The organism is Pantoea piersonii, assembly GCF_003612015.1.
GTDB classification, from domain to species: Bacteria; Pseudomonadota; Gammaproteobacteria; order Enterobacterales; family Enterobacteriaceae; genus Pantoea; species Pantoea piersonii.
In genome coordinates this window covers 347,918-374,033 of the sequence record NZ_RARB01000005.1, presented here as the reverse complement: position 1 = coordinate 374,033, position 26,116 = coordinate 347,918, and the positions used below count along the sequence as shown (strand labels likewise).

General features: G+C 56.2%; 25 protein-coding genes. 5 read left to right on the top strand and 20 right to left on the bottom strand.

What is annotated here, in order from left to right; translation table 11 throughout:
- Positions 1-103 precede the first annotated feature (103 nt).
- Positions 104-1,276 carry a diguanylate phosphodiesterase gene (locus D7S44_RS15975; RefSeq protein WP_120456517.1) on the bottom strand — a complete coding sequence of 391 codons (1,173 nt, stop codon included), beginning with the start codon at positions 1,274-1,276 and terminating at the stop codon, positions 104-106.
- Positions 1,277-1,692: 416 nt separating this feature from the next.
- Between D7S44_RS15975 and D7S44_RS15970 the strand changes: the two genes are divergently transcribed.
- The 3 genes from D7S44_RS15970 to D7S44_RS15960 all read left to right on the top strand — a co-directional run bounded on the left by D7S44_RS15970 (position 1,693) and on the right by D7S44_RS15960 (position 2,919).
- Positions 1,693-2,001 (top strand): hypothetical protein, encoded by a 309-nt coding sequence (locus tag D7S44_RS15970; protein ID WP_120456515.1) that lies wholly within the window; start codon positions 1,693-1,695, stop codon positions 1,999-2,001.
- A gap of 292 nt (positions 2,002-2,293) precedes the next feature.
- On the top strand, positions 2,294-2,515 hold the full coding sequence (gene ycgZ, locus D7S44_RS15965) for a regulatory protein YcgZ (protein WP_120456513.1): 222 nt from the start codon (positions 2,294-2,296) through the stop codon (positions 2,513-2,515).
- A gap of 128 nt (positions 2,516-2,643) precedes the next feature.
- On the top strand, positions 2,644-2,919 hold the full coding sequence (locus D7S44_RS15960; RefSeq protein ID WP_120456512.1) for a biofilm development regulator YmgB/AriR family protein: 276 nt from the start codon (positions 2,644-2,646) through the stop codon (positions 2,917-2,919).
- Positions 2,920-3,170: 251 nt separating this feature from the next.
- Here the strand turns inward: D7S44_RS15960 and D7S44_RS15955 are convergent, their stop codons facing one another.
- The 13 genes from D7S44_RS15955 to D7S44_RS15895 all read right to left on the bottom strand — a co-directional run bounded on the left by D7S44_RS15955 (position 3,171) and on the right by D7S44_RS15895 (position 15,123).
- Entirely contained in the window at positions 3,171-3,428 is a 258-nt protein-coding gene (locus D7S44_RS15955; RefSeq protein ID WP_120456510.1) for a hypothetical protein, read from the bottom strand.
- An 81-nt stretch (positions 3,429-3,509) separates the two neighbouring features.
- Positions 3,510-3,971, bottom strand: a complete 462-nt coding sequence (locus D7S44_RS15950; protein ID WP_120456509.1) for a YlaC family protein — start codon at positions 3,969-3,971, stop codon at positions 3,510-3,512.
- A gap of 179 nt (positions 3,972-4,150) precedes the next feature.
- A complete protein-coding gene (locus D7S44_RS15945) occupies positions 4,151-5,044 on the bottom strand; it encodes a dihydrodipicolinate synthase family protein (protein WP_120456507.1) in 894 nt (297 codons plus the stop codon).
- 31 nt (positions 5,045-5,075) lie between these two features.
- Positions 5,076-5,309, bottom strand: a complete 234-nt coding sequence (locus D7S44_RS15940) for a cupin domain-containing protein (protein WP_147402114.1) — start codon at positions 5,307-5,309, stop codon at positions 5,076-5,078.
- 136 nt (positions 5,310-5,445) lie between these two features.
- Positions 5,446-5,703, bottom strand: coding sequence for a hypothetical protein (locus D7S44_RS15935; RefSeq protein WP_120456503.1), 258 nt, complete (start codon positions 5,701-5,703; stop codon positions 5,446-5,448).
- A 339-nt stretch (positions 5,704-6,042) separates the two neighbouring features.
- A complete protein-coding gene (locus D7S44_RS15930; RefSeq protein ID WP_120456501.1) occupies positions 6,043-6,228 on the bottom strand; it encodes a con-10 family general stress protein in 186 nt (61 codons plus the stop codon).
- A 201-nt stretch (positions 6,229-6,429) separates the two neighbouring features.
- The gene (locus D7S44_RS15925; RefSeq protein ID WP_120456500.1) at positions 6,430-7,686 is read right to left on the bottom strand and encodes a mechanosensitive ion channel family protein; all 1,257 of its coding nucleotides are present in this window, start codon (positions 7,684-7,686) and stop codon (positions 6,430-6,432) included.
- Between the two features lie 187 nt (positions 7,687-7,873).
- Positions 7,874-8,077 (bottom strand): hypothetical protein, encoded by a 204-nt coding sequence (locus D7S44_RS15920; protein WP_120456498.1) that lies wholly within the window; start codon positions 8,075-8,077, stop codon positions 7,874-7,876.
- A gap of 156 nt (positions 8,078-8,233) precedes the next feature.
- Entirely contained in the window at positions 8,234-9,412 is a 1,179-nt protein-coding gene (locus D7S44_RS15915; RefSeq protein WP_120456496.1) for a Gfo/Idh/MocA family protein, read from the bottom strand.
- Positions 9,409-10,338, bottom strand: a complete 930-nt coding sequence (gene iolE, locus D7S44_RS15910; protein ID WP_120456494.1) for a myo-inosose-2 dehydratase — start codon at positions 10,336-10,338, stop codon at positions 9,409-9,411. The genes D7S44_RS15915 and iolE overlap by 4 nt, the downstream gene beginning before the upstream one ends.
- 116 nt (positions 10,339-10,454) lie before the next feature.
- Entirely contained in the window at positions 10,455-11,006 is a 552-nt protein-coding gene (locus tag D7S44_RS15905) for a serine acetyltransferase (protein WP_120456493.1), read from the bottom strand.
- 184 nt (positions 11,007-11,190) lie between these two features.
- Entirely contained in the window at positions 11,191-13,383 is a 2,193-nt protein-coding gene (locus D7S44_RS15900; RefSeq protein WP_120456491.1) for a TonB-dependent siderophore receptor, read from the bottom strand.
- A 438-nt stretch (positions 13,384-13,821) separates the two neighbouring features.
- Positions 13,822-15,123: an MmgE/PrpD family protein gene (locus D7S44_RS15895; protein ID WP_120456489.1), complete on the bottom strand. Its 1,302-nt coding sequence runs from the start codon at positions 15,121-15,123 to the stop codon at positions 13,822-13,824.
- A gap of 503 nt (positions 15,124-15,626) precedes the next feature.
- Between D7S44_RS15895 and D7S44_RS15890 the strand changes: the two genes are divergently transcribed.
- Positions 15,627-16,928, top strand: a complete 1,302-nt coding sequence (locus tag D7S44_RS15890; protein WP_120456488.1) for an LLM class flavin-dependent oxidoreductase — start codon at positions 15,627-15,629, stop codon at positions 16,926-16,928.
- A gap of 81 nt (positions 16,929-17,009) precedes the next feature.
- On the opposite strand, the gene D7S44_RS15885 is transcribed toward D7S44_RS15890, so the two are convergent.
- Complete coding sequence (locus D7S44_RS15885; RefSeq protein ID WP_120456486.1) at positions 17,010-17,411, bottom strand: H-NS family histone-like protein; 402 nt, start codon at positions 17,409-17,411, stop codon at positions 17,010-17,012.
- 1,036 nt (positions 17,412-18,447) lie between these two features.
- On the opposite strand from D7S44_RS15885, the gene fhuE reads away from it, so the two are divergent.
- On the top strand, positions 18,448-20,670 hold the full coding sequence (fhuE, locus tag D7S44_RS15880) for a ferric-rhodotorulic acid/ferric-coprogen receptor FhuE (protein WP_120456484.1): 2,223 nt from the start codon (positions 18,448-18,450) through the stop codon (positions 20,668-20,670).
- Positions 20,671-21,055: 385 nt separating this feature from the next.
- On the opposite strand, the gene D7S44_RS15875 is transcribed toward fhuE, so the two are convergent.
- The 5 genes from D7S44_RS15875 to D7S44_RS15855 all read right to left on the bottom strand — a co-directional run bounded on the left by D7S44_RS15875 (position 21,056) and on the right by D7S44_RS15855 (position 26,115).
- Entirely contained in the window at positions 21,056-22,363 is a 1,308-nt protein-coding gene (locus D7S44_RS15875; protein WP_120456483.1) for a type II toxin-antitoxin system HipA family toxin, read from the bottom strand.
- A complete protein-coding gene (gene hipB, locus D7S44_RS15870) occupies positions 22,363-22,599 on the bottom strand; it encodes a type II toxin-antitoxin system antitoxin HipB (RefSeq protein ID WP_120456481.1) in 237 nt (78 codons plus the stop codon). The genes D7S44_RS15875 and hipB overlap by 1 nt, the downstream gene beginning before the upstream one ends.
- 108 nt (positions 22,600-22,707) lie before the next feature.
- Positions 22,708-24,030, bottom strand: a complete 1,323-nt coding sequence (locus tag D7S44_RS15865) for a glycoside hydrolase family 10-like protein (protein ID WP_179256413.1) — start codon at positions 24,028-24,030, stop codon at positions 22,708-22,710.
- Between the two features lie 85 nt (positions 24,031-24,115).
- Positions 24,116-24,964 (bottom strand): VOC family protein, encoded by an 849-nt coding sequence (locus D7S44_RS15860; RefSeq protein ID WP_120456476.1) that lies wholly within the window; start codon positions 24,962-24,964, stop codon positions 24,116-24,118.
- A gap of 20 nt (positions 24,965-24,984) precedes the next feature.
- The gene (locus D7S44_RS15855) at positions 24,985-26,115 is read right to left on the bottom strand and encodes an amidohydrolase (RefSeq protein WP_218834550.1); all 1,131 of its coding nucleotides are present in this window, start codon (positions 26,113-26,115) and stop codon (positions 24,985-24,987) included.
- Between the last annotated feature and the right edge of the window lies 1 nt (position 26,116).

Below are 26,116 nucleotides of genomic sequence, written 5' to 3'. Positions count from 1 at the left end.
AAGGCAGCAGCATACCTGAGTCTGCAGGTGATAAAAAAGGGGGGCGTTGTTGCAGTGAGGGGGAGAGACAGTGCGCGAGCATCCCTGCTCAACATACAGTCCGTTAAATAGCTTCGCGGAACTCCGGCCAGGCGACGGCGGCGCCGGTATCGCTGAACAGGCGGCCCTGGAAGTTGATCACGCCCGCTGCTTCCAGCCACATCCACTCTTCCGGACGCTCGATACCGGCGGCGATGACGGTAATTTCCAGCGCCGAGCAGCATTTGATAATGGCCTGCACTACCGCCTGTTTCGGGCCGCTGCGATGCACATCGCGAATAATACCCGCGTCGATACGAATGCGGTCAGGCTGTATGCGCGTCAGCATCGAGAGTCCTGCCGAACCGTCGCCGAAGTTATCGATCGACAGACTGATGCCCGCTTCCTTAAGTTGTCTTACCGCGATCGAAAACGCATCGAGCTGAGAAATCACCTCAGTTTCGCTGACGCCGATAATCACCTGTTCCGGCACCAGGTCGGCGCTGCGGATTTCATCCACGATAATGCGCACCGCTTCGGGAATCGCTACCAGCGTCATTGGCAGCAGGCTGACGTAGAGCGGCATGCCTTCCGGGCAGGCTCTGCCCGCCTGGGCGAAGGCCTGTCTGGCGGCATTCAGACTCGCCTGATATTTTGGCAAGCCTTCAAGCGCGGTGCCGTCGCCGAGCGTCGCGATAGCTTCGATCGCCGTCACCTGGCGACCCAGCGGGTCGATAACCGGCTTAAAGGTCACGCCGCGATCGACCGGCCATGCCTCTGATGCGCCCGTTTGATCGGCAATGAAATCCCAGTATTCAACCGGCGGCACTTCAAAATAATTCTCTTTTTCGCGCGATTCGACAAAGGTGCGCAAAAACTGCAAACCACGATCGTCATAGGTCAGACGATAGCGCGATGTCCCTTTATCCAGCACCGCCTGCAGCACGGTTGAGCGATCGTGTTCGCGCAGGTCGAACAGCTCCATACCCGCGTTGCCGAAACGGCGTGACGGCGAATAGTCGCGCATCAGTTCCACTACGTTATGGTGACGTTTGTCGTTGCAGATTCTGCCATAGATATCCAGCACGCCCGCTTCCGGTCCTTCAAGGATCTGAAAAAAGTGGGTGCCGTTGAACAGCAGAATACCCGTTACCTGATGTGAGGCGTTAAGCAGGCTTGCCTTCTCCACCATACCCGGCAGGGATTTGACTGGAACCTCGTCAGCGATGTGGCTGCGATAAATTATTGTTGTAAGCATGAATGCTCCGGTTTCGTGATTGTCGACGTCACCTTAACAGCTACAGGCAGGGCAACGCCAATTAACGCTGATTAATTTGTGCGTTAACAGGATTAAAGCGGTCTGTTCTGCCAATAAAAGCTAAATAAAAAAGGAAATTCAGCCAATTTCCCCCAGGGGTAGAGGTAAAAGTTAATGATTATCCATAATGCAACTGACTGTATTTGCTGTTGATTAAATTTAAAGTATCAGGTTTTTCCGCTTTACCGCTTCGCTTTACGTGGAGTTACATATTTTGCTGAATTTAGGACTCATCTTGCCGATCTCTTTTTCGGGATAAAAGCCGCTTCTTTACAAAAATAATAAATGTGTACAAGTTCCCAGGTCACTAAACTGACAAATGAGGTTATGCAAAATTCGGAAAAGGAGGAAATTACGTGTTATTTCGCAACGATGAGATAGGCCACGCCATTATTGGCGAAGCGGTTATCAGCCTGGCTCTCGGTGAGAAGGAAATAAGCGTTGAGACACTCATCGCTGAGCTTAGTCTGATGGCGGAAAATGAAACGCGTGCCGCAAGGCTCACTGAAATCACGGAGGCCAGACGCTGGCTAAAGCGTTATCAGCATCATGACAACCGGGATCGTACCGAATTGCACTGGCTGACGGTAGCGAGTCGGGAAGATAAGGGAAGACACAGCGAAGACGTTATTCGGCTCCGGTCGGAAAACGACGATGAAAGATAACCTCATTATCGGGCGCGTCTGACGCGTCCCGGCTGGAGATCGTTGTCAGGGAAGACACCCGCTTTATCCGCCTTTTCGTTACCTGCCTGTAAAGTTGTACAACTTTACTAAACCTTCTTTTCGCCGCTTTAACGCATGGTTAAGCAGCTGTAATGACAGATTAAGCACTTTTTGCACAAAAATAAGACCTGTACAACCTCGTAAAGGCTGTACAACTTTGTAAGAGTTGTATAACTTTACTGCAGGCTCTGATGAGCACTATTTAATCAATTGTTAACGCAGAGGATTTACCATGCGCCATAACGTCGTCATTTCAGACACAGTTCGCTATATCAGCAACGCTGCGCAACCGTCGCAGCAGGAAACTCTGGGTCAGGTTGTGACGGAGATCCTGCGCGCCGGTCAAAATCTTAACCGAAAAGCGCTCTGCTCGCGCCTTATCCGTCGCCTGGAGCTGGCTTCTGGCCCGGAAGAAGAGCAGCAGCTTCACCAGCTTATCGGTATGCTTTTTTAATCGCTCATCTTCGCGGCGATCATTTTTTATTCAGGTTAACGCTCAGGCTTCAACGGATTCGCCTGACCTTAACATCCTTGTTAACGGCACTGCTATTCATTTCGCAGGCCATACGATAAGAATAGCTCATGCAAACATACACTCATTCTCAGCGTACCCTCTCTGCCGAAGCCGAAATTCTTCACCATTTTCGCGAGGCGGGCGATCGTCTCGAGGCGGAATCCCGGGTGCTGGACGCCGCTATTCGCGATATTGTTATCCACGGAAAGCGAGTGACCAGCAAAGCGATCATTATCTATCTTATCGCTGAGCTGGAGAGCACCAATGATGTTGTACAGCTCGACGTCCTGCGCCACTGCCTGGAAATCGTGGTTGGACGCACGCCGGACGACGAAGGCATTTGATCAGCGATGCGCCGTCTGGCCTGCAGGCGTCGGCGCGGCAGTTTCAAACTGGCCCTGCGACGCCATAACGGAGCAGCTCAGCGCGGCGGCAAGGGAAACGGCAATCCAGATTTTCATGGCTCTCTCCTGTTCTCTTTTCGTTAAGCGTCTTAAGCCTGGCACGCGAGCGCGCCAGCGAAAGTCGTTATAAAGATAAAAGGATTTTTCTGAGAGCGGCTGGAGAGGGGAACGGCGAACAAAAGCTGCCGGTCTTAGTGCAGCAATCTTTCTGCCGCAGGATGACCCGACAGCGATTCATGCGATCCGTAATGAGCGCGTAGTTCATCATGCACTTGATTGATGGCGTGACGCATCGCCATCAGGCGCTCACTGTCCTGTTCTGTTTTTAGCTGACGTTGCAGCGTTTCCGTCACGGCGCGCCAGGAGATCTCCGCACCTGCACTCACTAACTGCATGACAGCTTCGCCAATAACGATATTGGTCATCTTATCTGGTGAATGATTTTCCATATTTCCTCGTCTCGCCCGAAATATGCAAAAAGCTTAGCACAGGAAAACCTGGTTGCAGGCCGTTCCTGCGCTAAACGACCGCTATCGCCGGAGACGATAAATATCTGCGAAGTAGAGATAGCCTTTTTTATCGTACTGGCTCTTCAGACGCGTCTTCTCTTCATCGCTAAGAACGTTGCCAGCAAGCAGCGATTGAATAAAGGCCTCGCGTACGTGAACTTCCATATACCAGTCGCCGGTGTAGCAGTTTTTCAGCGCGCCTTTATCAATATCTTTTACTTTATATGAGGGGTTGATATGGAAAAAGAAAAAGAAATTACAGATGGCGAATATTACGCAGCAGACAATATATTCAATAGTGCCGAATGAGGAGGAGTAAAGCAGCACGCCCATAGTGATAATAAACAAAAAACACATTAAGCCATAAAGGCCCGGGTATTGCTTAATAAAAGAAACGTCAAAATAGGGGCGGTCGTTGCGATTTTCAGCGCGGTTAATTTGATCCAGCTCCTGCTGCAATAAGCTCTCTAATTCACTATACATGTAACTGCTCTCTGCTAAAAATAACCCCAAAAGTATAGATGAATTGCCTTTGTTTAGACACCGCTTTTTAAGCGCAAAACAAAGGCAACCCGTTAACAATAGAGCGAAGCGTTAATCGGGATAATTGCGCAACCGGCCTACCGCCAGGAAAAGCTGGCTGCTGCAAAAAAGATAAAATATCAGCTCAGCTCAAGCGCCTCGATGACCTCAGCGACTTCGCGCCTGTGCGCGGCCGAAAGTGGCTGAAGCGGACGAGGCAGCGCGTCGTGATCGGTCAGTCCGAGTATCCCCGCGGCGGCGGCCATTACGCGAATGCTGCCGCCGTGCTTGCGGTACAACGCCCAGAGCGGATCCAGGCGCGAAGATAGCTGCATGACTCGCGCACCATCGCCCTGCGCGGCAGCAGTGGTGATCGCTTTCGCCGTATGGGGAAAGAGACCGCCGCAGACGGAATACCAGAGATCGCAGCCGGCATTGAGACCCGTCCCGGCGAAGGCGTCGCCGCTTACGCCAAGGCTGACTCGCTGCGGCAGAGCCGCGCGCAGCTGCCTGATATGGGCATGCGCCTTATCCGTATCGGCTGGCACGCCGGGAATTTTAATTGACCGTACGCCGGGCAGCGCGGCGATGCGCTGATAAAGCTCAACGGAGAATTCAACGTGCGTCGTAGCAGGATTGTCGTAAACGCAGACTGGAACCGAAGCGTGCCGCGATACCGTTTCGAATAAGCCAAAAACTTCATCGTCGTTCAGCTTTTGATAACTGACCGGCGGCAACAGCAGCGCGCTGGCGCCCGCGCGTTGAGCATCATCAACCAGGTGCAGCACTTCAGCCGTGCTGACTACGCCGACGCAGACCATCACTGGAATATTATCGGCATGCTCGACGGCCAGAGCGGCGACGCGCGCTCTTTGCTGTCGTGTCAGATAGGCGTAGCTGCCCGTCGAGCCCAGCGCGCCGATCGCGTCAACGTTTGCCGCCGTCAGACGCGCAAGGATGCGGGTAAACCCTTTTTCGTCAACGCCCGATGCTGTAACGGGCGTAAGGGGAAAAGCGCTCAGGCCGGTAAACATAGCAGGGTCCTGGTCTCGTTTAATGGAAGGTTCAGCGCGCTTTATCATGCGCCGTCATAGGCAAAGCGAGCGGAATATCATTCGCGCAGGTGTAGCTATGCGGCGCGTCCGATATCGCCACAGCTGAGCAGCCCGCCTGCAGCGTAAAAGCTTCGTCATTGTCCGTTAGCAGCAAGGTCCCGGCGGCGATATGAAGCCGTTCTGGGTTTTCCTGCGGATGGCCGGGAACGCTGCGGCTCATCATTGCTGACAATACGGAAGCCACCGATACCTGTAAAGAAGGAGAGCCTGTCTGAGCAGGCGCTTGCAGTGCTTTACGCTGCTGACTAACGGGCTTGATAAGGTGATGCCCGGTACAGGCGTTCACGCAGGTTGAGCCGATATAAACGCCTGTTTGGCCCTCAGGCTCGGGAAGAGAAAATAAAATGGGTATCGGTTTCGCTGATTAAATAAAGGTTTTTCGCTTCGCCGCTGGGCGAAACAAACACCACATCCTGACCAATGCTGAGCGGCGCAAACGCCTCAACCGGCTGATTATCTTTCTGGATCTCGAGCAGCATACGCGATTCAAAAGCGCGATCGGCAACGGTGTCGAGATGATAGTGGCAGCTAAAAGAAAGCTCAGGCTTATCGAGTATATAAAACTGTCCGGACGGCATAAGCTTGACCTCGTCAGTTAAAACAGCGCGGCAAAAAAGCCGGTGATTGATTTAGTGTAGCTATAAAAGCAGGGAGGAGCGTCAGAAAAGAGGAAGCGGCCGCCTGAATGCTTGCGGCTTTAAGTTAGCAGGCTAATAATCGCATGCGCAAAAAAGGTTAAAGTCAGCATAAGTTTTTATGAGACTATTCTTAAGCCCCTTCAAGAGCTAAGCCATTACGAGTGCCGGAGATAAGCGCCGGGTGGGGCGTATCCCTGACTTCTGGTCCCCTTTTTATGCGAGGACGGACAGGAGCAAGAAAAATCGCCATTCCATGGCGAACAACATCCTGAAGGTACCTTACTCAGAATTACCCGGCGGACGACGGCTTTTTTGGCCACCTTTCCGGCCCGCTTCCCTGGCTCTGTCAGGATTGTTCCTGAAATTGCCTCCGCTGGCTTTGCCTCCTGCGCTGCCTGCTTCTTTTGCGCGTTCCGGATCGTTAGCAAAATTACCAGCACCGCCTCTGTACTTCTGTTGTGTCATAGACAGAACTCCTATCAATGTTCCATTAGATAAAAGGACTAGCTAGTCACCCTTTAAGCGTAGCCCGGGGTTCTCTCTACGCAAGTGAACATCACAGCAAAAGGTGCGGTTTTTCGGGAACTTAACAAAGCTGCAGGGCGTGCCGCTGCGCGCAGCGGCATAATGAAAGAAAAAGGTGCAATTGTCTGAAACGCCAGGTATTCAGGCGTAAGGCGAGCGATTTTCTTCAGATGGCTGAGCGCGATGGCGCGAAAGACGCCAGAAATCAGAGCCGGAAGGGTGCTGATAGATGCGCAGCGAAAACAGGCCGACGACCGCATAGATATACTCAAAAATCGCCGACTGCGAGTTTTCATAATCGGCCCACAGCGTTGACGAGGTAAAGCAATAAACCTCGATCGGCAGGCCATCGGGCGAAGGCTTGAGCGCTCGCACCACGATATACATATCTTTGCGAATATCGTCGCGCTGCGCCAGCCATGCCGTCAGGTAGTGGCGGAACACGGTAAGATTGGTCATGCCGTTTTCAATAAACCAGCGATCGCCCACGGCGCTGATATCACGACCGTCGAGCAGCGCAGAGAGCGGTTCGCTGACGCCGCGCAGCTGCACCATCGACTGCAGCATCTCCTGATTGACGAAAGTGACGGAGTCGAGGTCGAGATAGAAGCTGCGCATAATACGACGCGCTCCCGATGAAAACATCGCCTGCCAGTTGGTGTAGGTTTCCGTCAAAAAATTCTTGGTGGGAATGCGGGAAATGGTATTGTCCCAGTTGCGAATAGTAATGGTATGCAGCGCGATATCCGTTACTTCGCCGCTGAGATTTTTATCCGGCATCTCAATCCAGTCTCCCAGCTGCAGCACATCGTTAGAGGAGACCTGAATATTAGCCACCAGCGACAGCAGCGTATGCTGAAAAACCAGCATTAAAACCGCCGCGGCCGCGCCCAGACTCGAAATAATAATCACCGGCGATTTATTCGACATAATCGCCAGGATCATAATCGCCGAAAGAATATGCACAAAGATTTTGCCGATCTGGATATAGCCTTTAATCGAGTGATTCTTGCGCTTCGACTTTTTTGAATAGGAGATGTTAACGATCTCCAGCACTTCATTAAAGAACAGCGATAAATAGACGAAGAACAGGATGCCGCATAGCGTCCTGATGGCTATTTGCAGATGCTCGGGCAGCTCGGGCATAAACTGCAACAGATAGTAGACGGTGATGACAGGAATAAAGTTGGAGAGCTTCTCCGATATCCTGACATCTTTATCCAGCGGGACGTCGCTTTTATGGGCGCTGAAAAAGACCTTGCGAACGACTTTGACCACGAAGAACTTGCAGACAAGATGCGCAATCATGCCGGCGAGGATCAGCATAATAATATTGAAGGTGGTTGAAAAGGCGACATTTCCCTCAATAAAGCCCATTAGATCATTAAAATAGTGCATTTTTACCACGTACTGAGAAAGGTAGAGCGAAAGTTAAGCATAAAACGGAGAGTGATGATAAGCGACGAATGCGTCACCGCATTGTTGTAAAGAGGTGACAACGCCCAGACGGAGCCGGGCGAGGGATGCCATATTGACAGACTAAGGCTGAAGGAGAGCCGACCGCCTTACGCCGCCGGGCGACGCGTCAGAGCAGAGAATCCGGATTGGCTTTAGCCGCTTTTTTCTCCTCCTCGACAGCCTGTACGGGATCGGCCGCGCTCAGCCAGCGATCGAATTTCACATAGGTCTCGATAAAGGATTTAAAGTAGACGGTAATGCCGGTGACATTCTCTTTTCGCTCCATATAAGCCACCGCCAGTTTAAACGCATCCTGATTTTCAAATTTCACGGGCTTTTCTCTCCTGAATTACGGGTTTATTCAGCGTAGCCTGGCGTCGAAACCCGCGCCTGTGCATCTGTCAGCTTTTTCCCGCAAGGCGCGGCGGATATTGACGACACATGACCCGCAGCGCCTGCATCATAACCTTACGCGCTTCGCTTTACATCAGGATAAATCAGCAATCTTTATCCGCCTGCCCGCCGCAGAGGAGCGCACCATCGCTTCGATAATGCGTTGATTCTCGAGACCGAAACGAAAATCCGCTACTGGCGCGCGCGCGCCGCTCAGCACGCCAATCAGATCGAAAATCTCAATCACCTTGACGTCGAAGTAGCCGAGACCGCCGCCCGCGAAATCGAAACCGAAAAAGCCGCTAAAAGCGTCCACCTGTGAACCGGCATAGAGCGTCTTAAAGCCGCGATCGCGTTTATCGTCGCCGTAGCGCGCAATTTTTAGCTCATTAAAGCGTTCGCCGTCCATCATCAGCGTGCCTGCCGTACCGGAAATCTCCCAGACGATGCCGAACACTTTGCCGGCCGCAATGCGTGAGGACTCGATGACGCCGCCGGCGCGATTCTCAAAGGTCACCAACGCCTGAAACTGATCGTCATTCTCTACCGCCAGGCGCGCGGCGTGCCGATCGGCCTGCGCGCCATAGCCAGAGCCGCTGCCCGGCGCAGGACGGCTGTCGATAAAGATTTGTTCCTGCCCCACGACGCTCTCAACCGGGCCCATCAGATACTGTGCCACGCTGATAACGTGCGAACCTAAATCGCCCAGCGAGCCGGAACCCGCCTGTTCGCGCGAACAGCGCCAGCTCCAGGGCAGTTCAGGATCGTTAAAAAATCCCTGATCGAACCAGCCGCGAAAGCGCGTCGGCGTACCGATATCGCCGCGCGCGATAAGCTGTTTCGCCAGCTGCGCGGCGGGCGTTTTAATATTATTAAATGCCACAAAGGTTTGTACGCCAGCACGTTCCGCTTCTTCCACCAGCATCTGCGCATCGGCGAGCGACACGGTAAGCGGTTTTTCACAATAAACATGCTTTCCGGCGCGGATCGCGGCCAGCGCCATATCGACATGCATACTGTTTGGCGTAGTGATATCCACGATATCGATCTCGGGATCTTCCACCATAGCCCGCCAGTCCGCGGTTCCCTGGCGGAAACCGAATCGCTGCGCCGCTTCCTGCGCCAGCGCAGGCGTGGCGTCCGCAAGAGTATGCAACAGCGGCTGCAGCGGCAGATCGCGGTAAAGCAGCGCGGCGCGACGCCAGGCGTCGGCATGCGCCTGACCCATAAATCCTGAACCAATCAGGCCAACGTTAAGGTGTTTTTTGCTCATGCGAGACTCTCCTGGGGAAGAATATGACGGGCGACATAGCGCTGGGCGCGCGTGACCGTCTCGAGCGGCGGCGCGATGGCGGGATCCTGCTCGGCTTCAACCACCAGCCAGCCGCTGTAGCCGCGCTCGGCGATAAAGCGCGACAGCGGCGCGAAATCGACGTCGCCGTCGCCCGGTACGCAGAACAACCCGTTCAGCACTGCCTGGTTAAAGGTCCAGTCGCTGGCGCGCGCCTGCTGCAGCCGATCGGCGCGCACATCTTTCAGATGGATATGGCAGATTCGATCGGCGAAGGCGTCAATCAGCAGCGGGTAAGAGAAGCCCGCCGCACAGGCATGGCCGGTATCGAGCAGCAGGCCGACATCGGGCGAACAGGCGTTAAGCAGAAGCGCGATTTCATCGAAGGTTTCCGTCGTCATCATCAGATGATGGTGAAAGGCGAGCTGCAAACCATAGTTGCGCAGCAGCGCCTCAGCGAAGCGCGACAGACGCTCAGCATAGGCTTCGAGGCGGTCGGCGGGCAGCAGACGGCGCTGCCGCAGCGGGATATCAAGCGCATTTTCCGCCATCCATCCGCATTCGCCGTAAACCATTACCTTCGCGCCGCCGCGGCTGAGCAGGGTTGCGTGCTGCTGCACCGCTTCAAGCTCCGCCTCCACGCTGCGCTCGGTAAGAAAGCCGTCGTACCAGCCAGAAATCAGCTGCAGATCGTGCTGGCCCAGCAGCAGGTTGAGCGCGTCGGCGTCGCGCGGAAACAGGCGGCTCAGCTCTACGCCCTGAAAGCCAGCCTGTGCCGCTTCGCGCAGGCACTGCTCTGCGGTCGTGCCTGCACCCAGATGGTGGAGCACTTCATTAACCCATGACAGCGGGCTGACGCCCAGCTGAGGCGCGGCGGTGCCAGGTGAATAAAAGGTGTTGTGACGCATTTTTCCTGCTTCCTCAGAGAGTGAAAACAGGAAAAAAATAAGGCAGGGCGATCGGCCAGGCTACGTCCATTTTGAGTGATTAACATCAACCGGGGCGCGCCAGACGGGGGCTTCGGTCAGGCGTTGACAGGAAGGATAGTCATCTCTTTTTTATTCAACACCACAGAATTATCCGGCACATTTTTATTAACGAAAGACATCGCGCCAACGAGCACATTATTCCCGATATAGATATCATCACCGATAATACAGCTATTTGCGCCCACCTCTACCCTATCGCCGATATGAATATGACCGGACTGACTGGTATGCCGCACGCCAATCGTGACGTTTTGCTTGATGTGAAAGTTTTCGCCAATAATGCAGCGGTGCGAAATAACGATGCCGACAAAGTGCGAAATACGAAGCCCAGCGCCGATTTGCGTGCCGGGGTGAATGTCGCAAGCGTATTTAATGCGCAGTTTTCGAACCAGACGAATTGCAAGCTTGCGGTGACGTTTGCTCAGATAAAGATAATTCGCTATACGCCACCAGAAGTAATAACGTCGGCCCGGACATTTTATCGCTCTATGTATAGTTTTAGACCATGAAAAAGGGGCGGAAGAAACCATGACCTCTTGCTTCAGGCAGCGTTTCAAATGTTCTAAATGAGGGTCGCTGTTTGCCATTTATTTAACCAGCTGCAACTTAATAGCGGCGCATTATAGCTGGCTTAATGGAGCGGGGATAGCCCGGCCTTAACGTTTTGCGAGCCATTTCCCGGCAAATTATGGGCCTGATATTTACATTCAGGTCCGTTGCCGGAAAGCCGCCGTCGCGCAGTAAAAGCAGGCAACGGCGGCAGGGGCGACGTCAGAAGGTATACGTCAATCCGGCATAGTAAGCGCGGCCGGGTTCGTTATAGGTCGATGCGCCCGAGTTTTCACGGTAGATACGCTTGTCCAGCAGGTTACTGACGCCTGCATTGGCGCGCAGGCTCTTCGTCAGATCGTAGTTGAAATTAAGGCCCAGCACCGAATAGGCGCCGATTTCACGCTGCGACATCGCGCTTTTGGTATCCAGACGCGTTTCTGAATACTGGCGCGGCTTCTGACGGCCATACATTGTCCAGTTGATATTGCCCGAGAGATCGCTAGTTATCTGCCATTCCAGCTGCGAGTTAATGGTGTACTTGGGAATAATCGACAGCGGATTACCGGTCTCTTTATTTTCCGATTTAATCATGTAAGTGGCATTGCTGCGCCATTCGAGAGTATCTTCGACCAGCGGCACCGTCAGGTTGCCCTCCAGCCCTTCAACCACCGCTTTACCGCCGTTTTCCCAGCGCAAAATGTTATAGCCGTTGGACGCTTTGCCAACTATCTCGCTGCCGGCAACAATTTTGTTTTTGTAATCGTTGCGGAACCAGGTGATGCCCGCCACATAGCCTTGCTGGGTATACTCAATACCCAGCTCTTTATTGACGCTCACCTCTGGCTCAAGGTCGGCGTTACCCAGCAGGTAACAGCTACCCGAGGTTATATTCTTCGGACAGCCGTTGCCGCGCGTCGCGAGCAGATAGCCTTCGGTAGACTGATAAAGATTAGGCGCTTTAAAGGCGCGGGCGATCCCTGCCTTAAGCTTGAAGTGGTCTCCCAGCCCCTGCGACAGGTTCAGGCTCGGACTCCAGTTGGCGCCAAAACTGTTGTGGTAGTCGAAACGAATGCCGGGAATAACTTCGGTAGTGTCGGTCGCGGCGATATTATCTTCAAAATAGAGCGAGCTGAGAGTCGCGCTGTTGGTGCTGCTGCGATCCGCCGCGTTGCCGCTGACGCTGCCGATAGTGACCCCCGACGAATTGGTGCCCTGCATTGATGCGGGATCGTTGAGCTTGTCATGATTCCACTCCGCACCCAGCGTCACCGTCTGTTCGCGCAGCCAGTCGAGCGGGAAGTTAATTTCCGCGTTGCCGCGATAGCTCTCCAGTCGACTGGTGTCGAAGGTGTTGCTGTTGATCATTCCTTCGACGCTGCCTGTGGTTCCCTCTTTGAGACGCGTATTGTTGGTTTTTTCATAGTTAAAGGTCAGCTTCGAAAGACCCCAGTCCCAGATGCCGTTATGCGCCAGGCCGTAAGACTGGCGGTAAAGCCGGTTGGTTTCGCTGCCGACCAGCGATTCCACCAGCCCATTGGCGCTGTTATTGCCGTTGCTGTTTTGCGTATCGCCTGCGTAGATATTGCCCTGACGGCTGTAGCCCCAGGAGAAATCAAGCATCTGCTCTGGATTGATTTTCCAGGAGAGTACCGTGTTGATATCTTTATTGCGCACGCCTTCACGGCCTGCCGCATAGGAGCCGTTTTGCGCGGTGTTGATATCCCAGTCGTCGGCGTCGGTTTTATTAATATTGCCATACATACGCATGGTCAGCGCGTCGCCCGCCAGCGGCCCGCTCAGGCTGAAGTTGGCGCGCTTAGTCGCCCCCTCTTTGCTGTCTTCCGGCTGGTTGGTAAAGAGCGAGAATGAACCGTGCCAGTCGGTGGTTGGTCGTTTGGTGATGATATTCACCACGCCGCCCGCCGCGCCGGAGCCGTAGCGCGCCGCCGCCGGGCCGCGGATGACCTCAATACGCTCTACCATTTCTGCTGGCACCCAGTTGGTATCGCCGCGCGTGTCGCGCTCGCCGCGCCAGCTGTAGCGTATGGAATTACGCGACGAGACCGGCACACCGTCTACCATGATCAGCGTGTTTTCTGGCCCCATGCCGCGAATATCGATCTGGCGGTTATTGCCGCGGCTGCCGCTGGCGCTGTTGCCGGTCAGGTTGACGCCGGGCATTTTACGGATGATGTCGGAGAGATCGTTAACCGGCGGGCTTTTTTTAATATCTTCCGCAGTAATAGTAGACACGCCGGGCTGCTGCTTCAGCTTTTGCTCAGCGGTGACCAGCATCGCCTCATCATCCGCCAGTGCTTCTGTCTCTTCTGCGGCGCTGACGCCCGTGGCGCTCAGCAGACCGGCAATCAGCAGGGCGCCGGGACGCTTTCTGACATTGAAGGTTACATTCACTTAATCTTTCTCCCTGATATGTTTATCAATGTAAGCAAATGCGCATGATAATGAGAATGATTATCATTGTATAGATGGTGAAAGCATCTTTACATTTCTGCACAGTAGGTTAATTAGCAAACAGGAAAAATTTCAGTCCAGAACGAGACGCGTTGTGCCGCCCGCGAGGGGATAAAAAGAGGGGGAGTGTCGATGGAGCAGCAGAGAGAGCTTTTTAGCTAACACATCGGTAACCAGGCAGGCTGAACCCATTAAATCACATGCGCGCGTTCAGGAAAGGAACAGTCTCGCTTCCCGCGAATGCGACCATACATGCGAAGAGGCGCATCGCCGAAGGGGGGGAAGAAAGCCGGGAAAAGCGCAGGGTTCATCTGTCCGGCGTGCAGGCGGTGGTCAGCGCCACCGCCTTTACGCCGTCTGAAGGCTGAATACGCGGCGCTACAGCCTGGCGATTAACGTCTGCGCCAGGTGGCGAAGATCTTCATCGTCGCGTAACTCGCTGCTGGCCAGCAGTGGATGCTGGTCGACCAGCGCCGCGCGCAGTTTGCCCGCGACATCCACCGGCGTCGCCAGTGACTGCTGGCGGGTGCGTCGCTGGCGCAACACTTCGCCGCCGCTGAGGAACAGCGTGACCTCATGGAAGCGCAGCGCGGGGTTAATCGCGTCCGGCGGCGCACTCTCATCAGGCTGGCGCGTGATCTTCGCCGCCAGTGTCATAATTTGTGGATTGATCTCGCCTTCGGCAAAGTCCGCCATGCGCAGGTCGCCATAAATCAGCATGGCGGCAATGACATACTCCAGGCTAAAGCGTGCCTCAATGCCGTTTTTCGGCTGCCGTACCGAGGCGGCAATATCGCCGCCTGGTGGAAATGCGACGGTAATGCGATCGATGGCGCTAAGCAGTTCAGCCGCAGAGCCAGTCCAGCGCTGGCGGATCTCGCGCGTCGCCTCCGCTGCGCTGTGCGTACCGGCGCAGGTGGCGAAGGGCTTGAACTCCAGGCCTGGCGCCGCGATACGCCAGGGCGCGCCCCAGCCCTCAGTGAGCTTTTCTCTTTGGGCCTGGTTGCTGCTTCCCAGCGAGATAAAAGCCTCCAGTACGCCTTCTGTCTGTCCGTCGAACCCCGCCAGCGCCAGCTGTGCGGCGCGCACCGCGCGCTCTGCCGCGAAGCCCGCGTGCAACGGCTTCACCGCTGAGCCAAACTGCGCGCGCAGCCCGCTCGCCTCGGTGGCGGCGATGCCGAGCAGCACCGCACACTGGCGCGCATCCGCGCTGGTAAAGCGCGCCAGCGCGGCGGCGGCGGCCAGGGTGCCGAGCGAAGCGGTATTGTGATAGCCGAGCGTATAGTGCTGTTGCGTCATTGCCAGGCCCAGCCGACCGGCCATCTCCACGCCGGTGATATAAGCATCCAGAAAACGCGCCACGTCAAAGCTGTCGCTTTCCGCCGCCCACGCCAGCAGCGCTGGCAGGATAACCACGCTGGGATGACCGCGGAAGTCGGCGTGAAAATCGTCGTAGTCGAGCGCGTGTCCGGCATAGCCGAGCAGCAGGGCGCGCGATGCCGGTCCGCTGTCGCGGTAAAGCCCCTGCAACAGCGGCAGGCCACTGTCCGGCACCTGCCGGTTAAGCACCGGCCAGCTCACGGCGAGAAAATCCTGTACGCCCTGACGCGCGTGCTGACGCGCGGAGGTATCGGCTGGCGCCAGACGAATAAGCTGGCTGAGCTGCCCGGTCAGGCTCATAGCCTTGCCGCCGGATAACGGAAAAAGCGCATCACTGTCTCCCTGGGAATAAGCAGAACTCAGAGGGTAGCAACAAAGGCGCAGATGGCTATATCTGAAATATCACTAAGCTTATGCAAATTTGTGAATAAGAGGGGCCAGTTATAAGGTTGCCTGAATAAACGGTTGTCGTACTATGTCTTACCGATACGCGTGAAACGCAACGTCGCTAACATTCTGTTAAAGCGGGTTTTTTAGCCAGCAACTCGATACGTCGTGTTAGCCTTCGCTTTACCGCCCGCCTGAGCGGTCGGCAGACAATGGTAGCCACGGCTTTTTCTCATTGCGGGCATATCGTCAGCGTGCTGGCTGGACGGGCAAATGCTATGCACGCTACTCTGGCACCTGCGGGTTCGTCCTTTATAGCGCTGACGAACCGGGCGCGGCGCAGGTAAAGCGCTTATCGCCACCGATCATTTTTATCGACGCCCAAAAAGGGCGCTTATCGCAATCAGGGAAACAATATGGACAGTTCATCTGCAAAAAATCGTCTGCGTCTTGGTCTTTTCGTTCAGCCGGTAGGGCATCACGTCAGCGGCTGGCGCCTGACCGAAGAGCTGGGCGCACCCACTGATATCGACTGGCTGATCCGCCTGGCGCAGAAAGCGGAGGCGGGTCGTTTCGATCTGTTTTTCGTCGGCGATGCGCTGGCAACCAGTATGTATCGACTGCCGTCCACCATGGCGCGTCTTGAACCGCTCACCATGCTGTCGGCGGTCGCGGTGAACACCCGGCGTATCGGCCTGGCTGCTACCGCATCGACCACCTTCAGCGATCCCTTTACCATGGCGCGCACCTTCTCCTCTCTCGATCATATCAGCCGTGGTCGTGCCGCCTGGAACGTAGTGACCTCTTTCTCTGCCGACGTAGCGAAAAACTTCAGCCGCGATGATATGCCGAACCACGCCGAGCGCTATGCGCGGGCGCGCGAGTTTCTGCAGGTCACGAACAAGCTGTGGGAAGGCTGGGAAGAGGGCGCAGTACAGCCGGATCCGGCGTCGGGACAATACTTTGTTAACGACAAGATTAACCCGATCAACCATGTCGGCGAACATTTCCAGGTGCAGGGGCCGCTGAATATCACGCGTTCACCGCAGGGTCGTCCGGTGATCATCGAGGCAGGCTCCTCCGCCGACGGGCAGAAGCTCGCCGCCGAAACTGCTGAAGTGGTCTTTACCGCTGCCGCCAGCCTGGAAGAGGCGCAGGCCTTTTATCAGTCGCAGAAAGCGCAGATCGAAGCGGCGGGCCGTAATCCGGAGCATGTGGTGATTATGCCGGGCGTGATGCCGATTGTCGGCCGCACGCGCGAGGAAGCGAAAGCGCTGTGGAAAGAGCTGAATACGCTGGTGGATATCGACAACGGGCTGAAACAGCTCTCGCTGCGCTTTGGCATGGATCTCTCTACCTACCCGCTGGATGGCCCGGTGCCGGAAGTGCCGCTGGGCGAAGGCAACCAGAGCCGCGTGAAGCTTATGACCGATATGGCGAAGCGCGAGAACCTGACGCTGCGCGAGCTGGCGGCTATCGCAGCGGGATCGCGCGGGCATCGGGTTATCGTCGGCACCGCGGAAGATATCGCCGACGACTTCCAGCTCTGGCTGGAGCAGGGCGGCGCGGACGGCTTCAATATTATGCCAGCCATCATGCCGGAGCAGCTGGATCTGTTTGTGGAGCTGGTTATTCCAGAACTGCGTCGTCGCGGCCTGTTCCCAACGGAGTATGCCTACGCCACGCTGCGTGAAAACCTCGGCCTGCCGACGGTCTGATGGTTGAGACGCTTTACCGCCGTCGGACGGCGGGGCGTCAAAAGCGGTAAAAAAAGGCGCTGAATATCAGCGCCTTTTTTATCAGATCAGGAACTCGTCCAGCGAGCCACCTGCATCCAGCACTTTTTTAATCGGTGAAGGCGTGCGGCCCTGACCGGTCCAGAATTTGGTTTCGCCGGTTTCATCCGTGAACTTATATTTAGCCGGACGCGGCGCGCGTTTCGCTTTTGGTTTACTTTCGCTCTGCGCCAGATCGGCCAGGTCGGAAATATCAATGCCGTCTTTCATCAGCATCTCTTTATACAATGCCAGCTTTTCCGCTTTTTCTTTTTGCGCGGCTTGTTCAGCATTCACTTCTTCACGGCGTTCTGCGACAACGACAGAGAACTTTTCGAGCATTTCGTTTAACACGTCTAGCTCAATTTCTCGTGCCTGAACGCGCAGCGTACGAAGATTATTCAATGCTTTCAGCGCATCACTCATGGATATAACCCTTAACGAATCAAAATATGTAAAGCGCGCAGTTTACGGTAAAAAAATGATAAAGGAAATAAGCTGAAGCACAGATATAGCCGGTAAAAGAAAAGAGCAGTTGCTCACCCGTCTGGGTTAATGTGGTAGCATAAAAAAACAAGACCAAATATAAAGCAGCCTGTCGGCCAGCAGGTACTGAATAGCATGAGCGTCTGCAAAATGGCCGTGATAATGCCATAAAGCAGGGCGCTTCTTTTATCTTTCATCTGTTATCTGGTTGAAAAAATGGCATTTATACAGCTCAGGCCATTATATCGTCGGTGATTTTTTACGCTTCACTTATTCAACAGCGCCTCAGGAATAAGCGGCAGAGGGTTATATGCTTGTTAAACAGTGGGCCTTTTCGCAGCGTTATCGTTGATGTTTGAAATATTCCCAGGGCGGGAAAGTCAGGGGGTAAATATCGTGGCGCAGCGGTAGTGACGCGCGAAACCATCACGGCAGCTAAATTAGCGTAGGTCGTTCCACTATCGGTGAATATGAAATAAATTTTCTCTGTCAGGCAGAAGCCTGTTGCTATATTAGTCAGTGTTTAATCATGGAATTAAATGCGCTGTCTCTCTCTTATTCCCGACTGCAGGAGCGGAAATAGCGCTGTTATAGCGGAAGTGTCAGAAAAGAGTAGAGCGGCTTAAGGTGACTATGTGTTCAGATGAATACCGACCCTTAGCCTGAGCGGCAGCGTTAATGCATGCCGCCCGGTTGTGCCACAACCTGTGCGCTTTCCGGTAACTTCCAGTTCTCCCGCGTTTTACAGCCTTCACCCCTGAATAAACCCCTTAATTATCAGTGGTTTTAATGCCTTGCCGCGCTATGGGCATTTTGCAGCATTTTTTAACAATTGCTTGCAATGATAATGGCAATGCGTATATTTCTCATTTGCTTTATTACAGGATCGCGTCAGTACAACGTCTTACAGCCAGACAGGCCCTGTGCTCCGGCAACCAGTGGCAGCCACACCTAATAATGAAAAAGAGGAACAGCGATGTCTTTTGATGTTCACCGCGTCAGGGAACAGTGCGAGGGCGGTTGCGCCAGCGCCATGAAACACCCTCTGCAACGCTCGCTGCTGGCCATGCTGATCGCCGCCAGCGTCGCGCAAAGCGCTCAGGCCGCCGATACGGCCGCCCCGGACGAGCAGACGCTTAACGTAGACGCCAGCGTCAGCAGCACCGGACAGCAGGCCGCCCAGGATTACAGTGTGCCGATCACCCGCGCGGGCACCAAAATGGCGTTGACCGCACGCGATATTCCGCAGTCGGTTACCGTGGTCAGCAAGCAGCGCATGGAAGATCAGCAGCTTCAGTCGCTGAATGACGTGCTGCATACCACCACGGCGATTACCGGCGTGAGTAGCGATATGGATCGCACGACTTACTACGCTCGCGGTTTTCCCATCGACAATTTTATGGTCGACGGCATCCCGACCACCTTCGCCTCGCGCTGGAATCTCGGCGATGCCCAGTCCGATATGGCGCTTTATGAGCGTGTGGAAGTGGTGCGCGGCGCAACCGGTTTGCTGACCGGGCCGGGCAACCCCTCCGCCGCCGTCAATATGGTGCGGAAACATGCTGACAGCAAAACATTCACCGGCAGCGTCTCTGCTACCTATGGCAGCTGGGGTAAACAGCGCTATGTCGCCGATCTCTCTACCCCGCTAAACAGCGACGGCAGCGTGCGCGGTCGTCTGGTCGCTGGCTATGATGACAAGAACAGCTTTATCGAACGCTACGGCGCGCAGAAGCAGTTTGTCTATGGCGTAGTGGACGCGGACCTGACTGATTCCGCGACCCTTTCCGTAGGTTATGAGTTCTCGCAGGTCAATACTGACTCGCCGATGTGGAGCGGCACGCCGCGCTGGTACACCGACGGCACGCAAATCCATTCCCGTCGCGGCTATAACACTGCGCCGGAGTGGGCCTACAACGATAAAGAGAACAAGAAACTCTTCGTTAATCTCAAGCAGACGTTCGACAACGGCTGGGACTTTACGCTGAACGGCACGCATAACGAGATGTTCCTCGACAGTAAGCAGCTCTATCTTGACGGCTACTTTGATAAAACCAGCGGCCTCGGCGTTTCGCAGTATGCAAACTATCCGGTGGTGGGCGGAACCGGCTATAACACCGGCAAGCGCAAAGTCGATGCGGTCGACGCCTTCGCCAGCGGCCCCTATGAGCTGCTGGGCCGTCAACATGAGATGATGCTGGGCGTTAACTACAGTCGTCAGCAGAATAAGTATTACAGCGCCTGGGCCAATATCTCGGCGGACGAGCTGGGCGATTACAATAACTTTAACGGCGACTTCCCGGAAACCAGCTGGGGCTCGCGCGCGCTGACCGACGACAGCACCACGGTCCGCCAGAAATCGGTCTATCTGGCGACGCGCCTCTCGCTGGCCGATCCGCTGCATCTGATCCTGGGGGCGCGTTATACCAACTGGAATCGTCAGACGCTGACCACCGGCGAGGAGCTGGAAAAGAACAATATCACCCCTTACGGCGGGTTGATCTACGACTTCGCGGAGAACTGGTCTGCCTACGCCAGCTATACCTCGGTATTCCAGCCGCAGGATTACCGCGACAGCAGTGGCGCTTTCCTGTCGCCGGTTATCGGGAAAAACTACGAGGTGGGCGTGAAATCTGACTGGCTTAACAGCCGTCTGACCACCACGCTCTCGGTGTTCCGTACCGAGCTGAACAACGTTGGCGAAGACACCGGTCAGATTATTTCAGGATCGCAGTCGACCGCTTACGTAGCGAAAGATGGCGTAGTCAGCCGCGGCGTCGAGTTTGAGCTGAACGGCGCGCTAACTGATAACTGGCAGATGACCTTCGGCGGCACCACCTATCTGGCGGAGGATCGCGACGGCAACGCCTATAACTCGCAGCTGCCGCGCACCCGCTTCAACCTCTTTACCCGCTATCGCCTGCCAATGCTGGAGCAGCTGACGCTGGGCGGCGGCATAGACTGGCAGACGCATACCTGGCAGGATGTCGGCGCGCCGGAAGGGAACGGCACGTGGCGCGCGCGTCAGGGCAGCTATGCGCTGGTGGATCTTTTCGCGCGTTATGACGTGTCGAAAAATCTTTCGCTGCAGGCTAATCTGAACAACCTGTTCGACAAAGAGTATGACACCTGGGTTGGCGCCTATAACGTCTACGGCGAGCCGCGCAACTTCTCGGTATCGGCGACCTATCGCTTCTGATAAGGCTTCGGCCCTGTACAGCAACGCCGCCGCAGGTAACCTGCGGCGGCGTTTTCGTTCTGACAAATGCTAACGGCCATTTAAGCAGTTTTATTCTGTAATGACCCGCTGTGCTGTTTGTTGATAAAGGTCGCTATGCTAGCTGGTGCATCAGCACGCATATTCGCATCACCTGTTTTCCTGGTTAATCAGTAGTGCACTGTTGAAAGCGCATCTATTCTGCCGCTTTTCGTCGGAAACCCCGGTCGATAAGCATGTATTGTTCGCGCGCATAATACTCTGCTTTAAATTCGGGATTTATTTATATTTGCCGGTAGTAAAAAGCGTCTTTTTTCGGCTGCTTATTTATTACCGCACAAGGGACGCAAAAACGCTATTCCGTCCTTTACCGGCTAAGCCGCTCCGCCATTTTCATCGCGTTACTGAAAATAGCCTCGGCAATTGCGGGCGGGATATCGGCGGGCAGTTGCTCCCTGACGCGCGCCACGGCGGCCGGAAACGCCTCCGCGAAGAAAGCGAGGATCTGCGTCATCCGTTCGGTGGAGAAGCGGACGCTTGCCGCCGTGGCGAGGAAATGGCGCGGAAAGATTTTATCGATTTCCACTTTCTTGCCCTTCGACGCGGTGAGTCCCATCGCCAGCTTCAGTTCGCGAATATTGAGGCCGGTGCCGCCCAGTACCGGATAAGCGGAAAGAATGTCGTAGAACGGCGTCAACCGGTAGCTTCCACCACGCTCGATATAGAGCGAAAAGTTCTTCGCATGCCCGTCGGTCGCGCCGATCAGCCACTGGAACACCTGAAACTTCATAAAATCGTCGCGATCCTCCAGCGCATTGCTGGAGCCCATCAGCAGCGACATGATCGCCGTAATGCCCGGCCCGCCGTCAGATTCATATTTTGTCGCGGAGGCGAGGCCGAGGCTCTGGCAAATATCCTCCTGCGGCAGGCGCAAAAGCCGCGCACCGTCAGCGCTCCAGCGTCGGTCGAATCGCTCTACCGCCAGCGCGCGCAGCTTGCCGGCCGTGATAATGGCGGCGTCAGGCACGCGAAAACCCAGCTCGCGCGCCAGCGCCAGGCAGACATATTCGTTTTCCACGCTGTCGCGCATATCGAGCGTCGCGAAAGGCTGCTTAATTTCGCCGATCGGCAGCTTAATGATATGTGACGTGGGCGTCGGCCCCTGAGGGACGGCCCAGCCCTGAGGGGTTTTCAGCAGCGCGGTTTTTTCCTGCGCGCCCGCGACGGAAATGCGGAAGTCGCGCTCTTCCGGGATCATCCCCAGCGGAATATCGCTCTGGTACGCCGAAAGTATTTTTTCCAGCCGCGCGGCGTCGAGCGGTTCATAACGTACAGAGAGATCGGGCGCGGCGGCCTCAACGGGCAGCAGCATCACCGCGCCGACGCTGTCGCGGCCTACTTCCCGCAGCAGATCGAATGGCTGCATCGACTTCGCCCGATAACGGTTAAGAATGCGCTCTCTGACGCGAGGATTATCAGGCAGCAGGTTATCAAAGAAGTTGATGACGCTGGCGGAGGCGATAGCGGGGTACTGCAGCGGCAGCGAGAGCGACAGCGGCCTCGCCAGCGGATTGCTCAGCCAGCCTGGCTCATACTGAAAGATATGCGCGCCATTTTTCTGGCGCGTCAGCGTGCCGACGCGTTCGCCGTTCATCCAGGCGTTGAGCTGATCCATTACCACTCCAGCTCCTTGCCGCTCTGCGTCGATTTACTCTGAATCACCAGCTCCTGCTCCAGCGACTGCAGGATCTTAAACAGCGTGGTTAGCGTAGTCTTGTCAGGATTATTTTCAAAGTTCGACACGGTGGCCTGTTTGATGCCGACCCGGCGCGCCAGGTCGCTCTGCGTCCAGCCGCGCTTCTGCCGTTCAAGCCTGATCAGATGGGCCAGCTGTTGTGGGCTGTAGATCATCGCTGCTCCTGTGGTAAGGCGGGGAGGGAATATATCCCCTCACGCGGATAAAAAAGAAATTATACCCACCAGAGGATAAAGTAAAGCTTATCCGCACCCGCGGATAACTCAGCGGCCCCAGCGGCTTTGCAAATAGCGCACCGCCGGTTGCGTCTGCGGCTGTTCGAGGTAGTTTTCCCGGAACAGGATCGTGCCATCGATGCCTGGCGTGGACTCGTTCAGGTCGAGCTGTTTTTTTAACTCCGGCACGCCGTTCCCGACCGTCCAGTCCGGCTCGGTGCGCGACGGTTCGCCCACTTTATAGAGCGCCACGCCAATATAGAGACGCGTATGGGTCGGCTTCACCACATCCGCCCACCAGTGCGCCAGCACGTCGTAACGCGCCGCCTGCCGCGCAAAAGGCCAGTAAAGCTGGGGAGCGATATAGTCGAGCAGCCCTTGCTGCACCCAGCGCCGGGTATCGGCGAAGGCTTCGTCATAGGCCGCCGCGCCGCGCGTGTCGGAACCAGCCGCATCGTGCGACAGATTGCGCCAGACGCCTGCCGGGCTGACGCCAAATTGCACCTGCGGCTTAAGCTGTTTGATGGTGCGCGAAACCTGTTCGATCAGCAGCTGCGTATTGTGGCGCCGCCAGTCCGCCTTCGAGGCGAATCCCTGGCCGTAAGCGCGGTAGGTCTGGCTGTCGTTAAGCGGCGAGGCGGAGGTTTCTGCATAGAAATAGTCGTCGAACTGCACGCCATCAACGGGATAGCGCGCCACGACCTCCGCCACGATGCTGGTAATCCAGTCGCGCGCGTCCGGAATGCCGGGATCGAGCACCAGACGGTCGCCAGCGGTGCGGATCCAGTCGCGGTGCAGCACATACACGCTGGCGGGATGGCGCGTCAGCGTGCGGTTCAGCCCGGCGATCGTCGAGGGTCGGGTATTGACGGCGACACGGTAGGGGTTAAACCAGGCGTGCACTTTCATGCCGCGCTTGTGCGCTTCATCCAGCATAAACGCCAGCGGATCGTAGCCGGGATCCTCGCCGATAGCGCCGGTCAACATATCGGACCAGGGCAAGATATCTGAGCGCCAGAGCGCGGTGCCGTCCGGCTTCACCTGAAAGAAGACGGTGTTGATGCCGAGACTTTTCAGCCTGTCGAGTTTATCTGTCAACGCCTGCTGCTGCAGGCGGATGCGCAGCGCCGCGCTGCTGACGTTGACCGAATTAACCGGCGGCCAGTCGAGACGGGAGACGGTCGCCAGCCAGACGCCGCGCATTGGCTGCTGCGCGGGGGCAGGCTGCGTTTTTTGCGACGGCGTCACGGTGGGAAAGGGCGTCACCAGCGACTTTGGCGGCTCGGAGGCGCAGCCGACCAGCAGCAGCGCGGCGGCAAGCAGGGATTTTTTGCGCGCCGTAGAGAAAAAACCGAGGGAACCCTTGATGATAAACTCCTTTTTAGCTGTTCCTTTATCTGAGGTTCCTCATTCTCAGGTTATTACGGCGCAAGTCAACCGCCAGGCCGCCGCGCGCTTACTGATGAAAGCGCAGCGCCAGGTTAAAGCCCTGTTCCGCCGGTACTACAATGGCATCCTGCGCTTCGCGGAAGGGGATATCGCCCAGCAGCAGGCTCGCTTTGACCTTCTCCAGACTGTCACTGCGGAAGCTGAGCGCAGACATACGCGGCGAGCCGTCATAATCCTCCGGCAGCGAGCCGAAGCGCGTCTGCGCATAGGCGGCAGAGGCGAAACGCACCTTCGCTTCCCCGGCCTTCAGCACGAACGCGCCATCCTGACAGGCCAGAATGCGATCCGCGCCGAATAAATGGCTGTACACCTGGGCGGCGTGCGCCGGGTCCTGCGCCACAATGACAAACTCGCTGATGGCCTGCACGCCGTTAGGGTGCGTCTGCCAGGCGGCCTGCCACACTGCATGCGGCGTGTCGTGCTGGCAGAAGAAGCTGCGGCCGTTGGGGATCAGCGTCGGGCGCAGCCGTACGGTACGAAAGTGCGCCTCGCTCGCTTCGCCGTCCGGCAGCGTCACCGGGCGGTGAAACGAGGCGGGCGCATCGCCATCCAGATCCTGACGCTGCAGATGCAGAAATGCGCTCTCTGCATCCTGCGTTTTCCAGACCAGCCCGGTCAGGCCGAGCGGCGACTGCCACAGGTCAGCGCGTCGTTCACCGCGTCCCGGCTCGTAGCCCAGCAGCTCCAGATAGTTTTCGCCGAAAATCGCCAGATGGTTGCTGGAGCCGAGCGTATGGTGGCCGCGCTCGCTGAGCTGAAAGCCGAGCCGACGATAAAGCGCGCTCGCCTCATCCAGCCGATCGGCCACATTAATGACTGCGTGATCCAGCACCGGTACAGGAACGGGGATCGCCATCTCTTTTTTCCTCTTTTTCGTCATGCGCTGGCCAGGATATCCAGCGCGCGCGGCACAAGCTGAGTAAAGTAGCTCACCGCCGGTTCGATAATGCCTTCATTGGGATCGAACCCGGGATGATGCAGCCCGCATTCGCTGGCGCTGCCGATGCTGACAAACGCGCCCGGCACATGGTGCAGGTAGAAGGCGAAATCTTCGCCGCCCATCTGCGGCGTGCCGCGTTCGGTACGAAAGCCGCTCGCCTGCGCCTGCGCCAGCATAAAATCGGCCCAAGCGGGCGTGTTTACCAGCGCAGGCGGGCCAGCGATCCACTCCAGCTCCGCCTGTGCGCCGAAGCCGGCGGCGATGCTGCCGATGAGCTGACGCATCTTGTGCGGGATGGCGTTGCGAATCGCATCGTTGTGGGTACGCACCGTGCCTTCCAGCTCCACGCTTTGTGGCAGCACATTCCAGGTATTGCCCGCGGTAAAGCGCGTCACGCTGAGCACCACCGACTCCAGCGAACTGAAGACGCGGCTCGGCAGGGTCTGCAGCGCGGTCACGATATGACTGCCGATCACAATGGCGTCGATACCCTCATGCGGTCGCGCGGCGTGTGCGCCCCGGCCATGAATATGGATGGTGAAGCGGTCAACGTTGGCGTAAAAGGCGCCGCCGCGCGTGCGCAGCGTGCCGAGCGGCAGGTCCGGCGCGTTATGCATGCCGAAAATCGCCTGTACGCCCTCCAGCGCACCGGCGTCAATCAGCTGCTGCGCGCCGTTAAAGGTCTCTTCCGCCGGCTGGAAGAGAATGCGCACGCGCCCTGGCAACTGTTGCTCCTGCTGCCGCAGGCGGTGCGCCACGCCGAGCATTATCGAGGTGTGCAGATCGTGGCCGCAGGCGTGCATAACGCCAGGCTGCTGCGACCTCCACGGTCGGTCGATAGCCTCGTCGATGGGCAGAGCGTCGATATCGGCGCGCAGCGCAATCAGCGGTTCGCCCTGGCCTGTCTCTGCTACCACGCCGGTTTTCAGCGCCAGCGGCAGCAGGCGAATATCGCCCTGCCGCAGCCAGCGCGTGATGCGTTCCGTGGTCTGAAATTCATGATTCGACAGTTCAGGGTGCTGATGCAGCTCGCGCCGCCAGGCGATCAGTTGGTCAGGTGACAACATA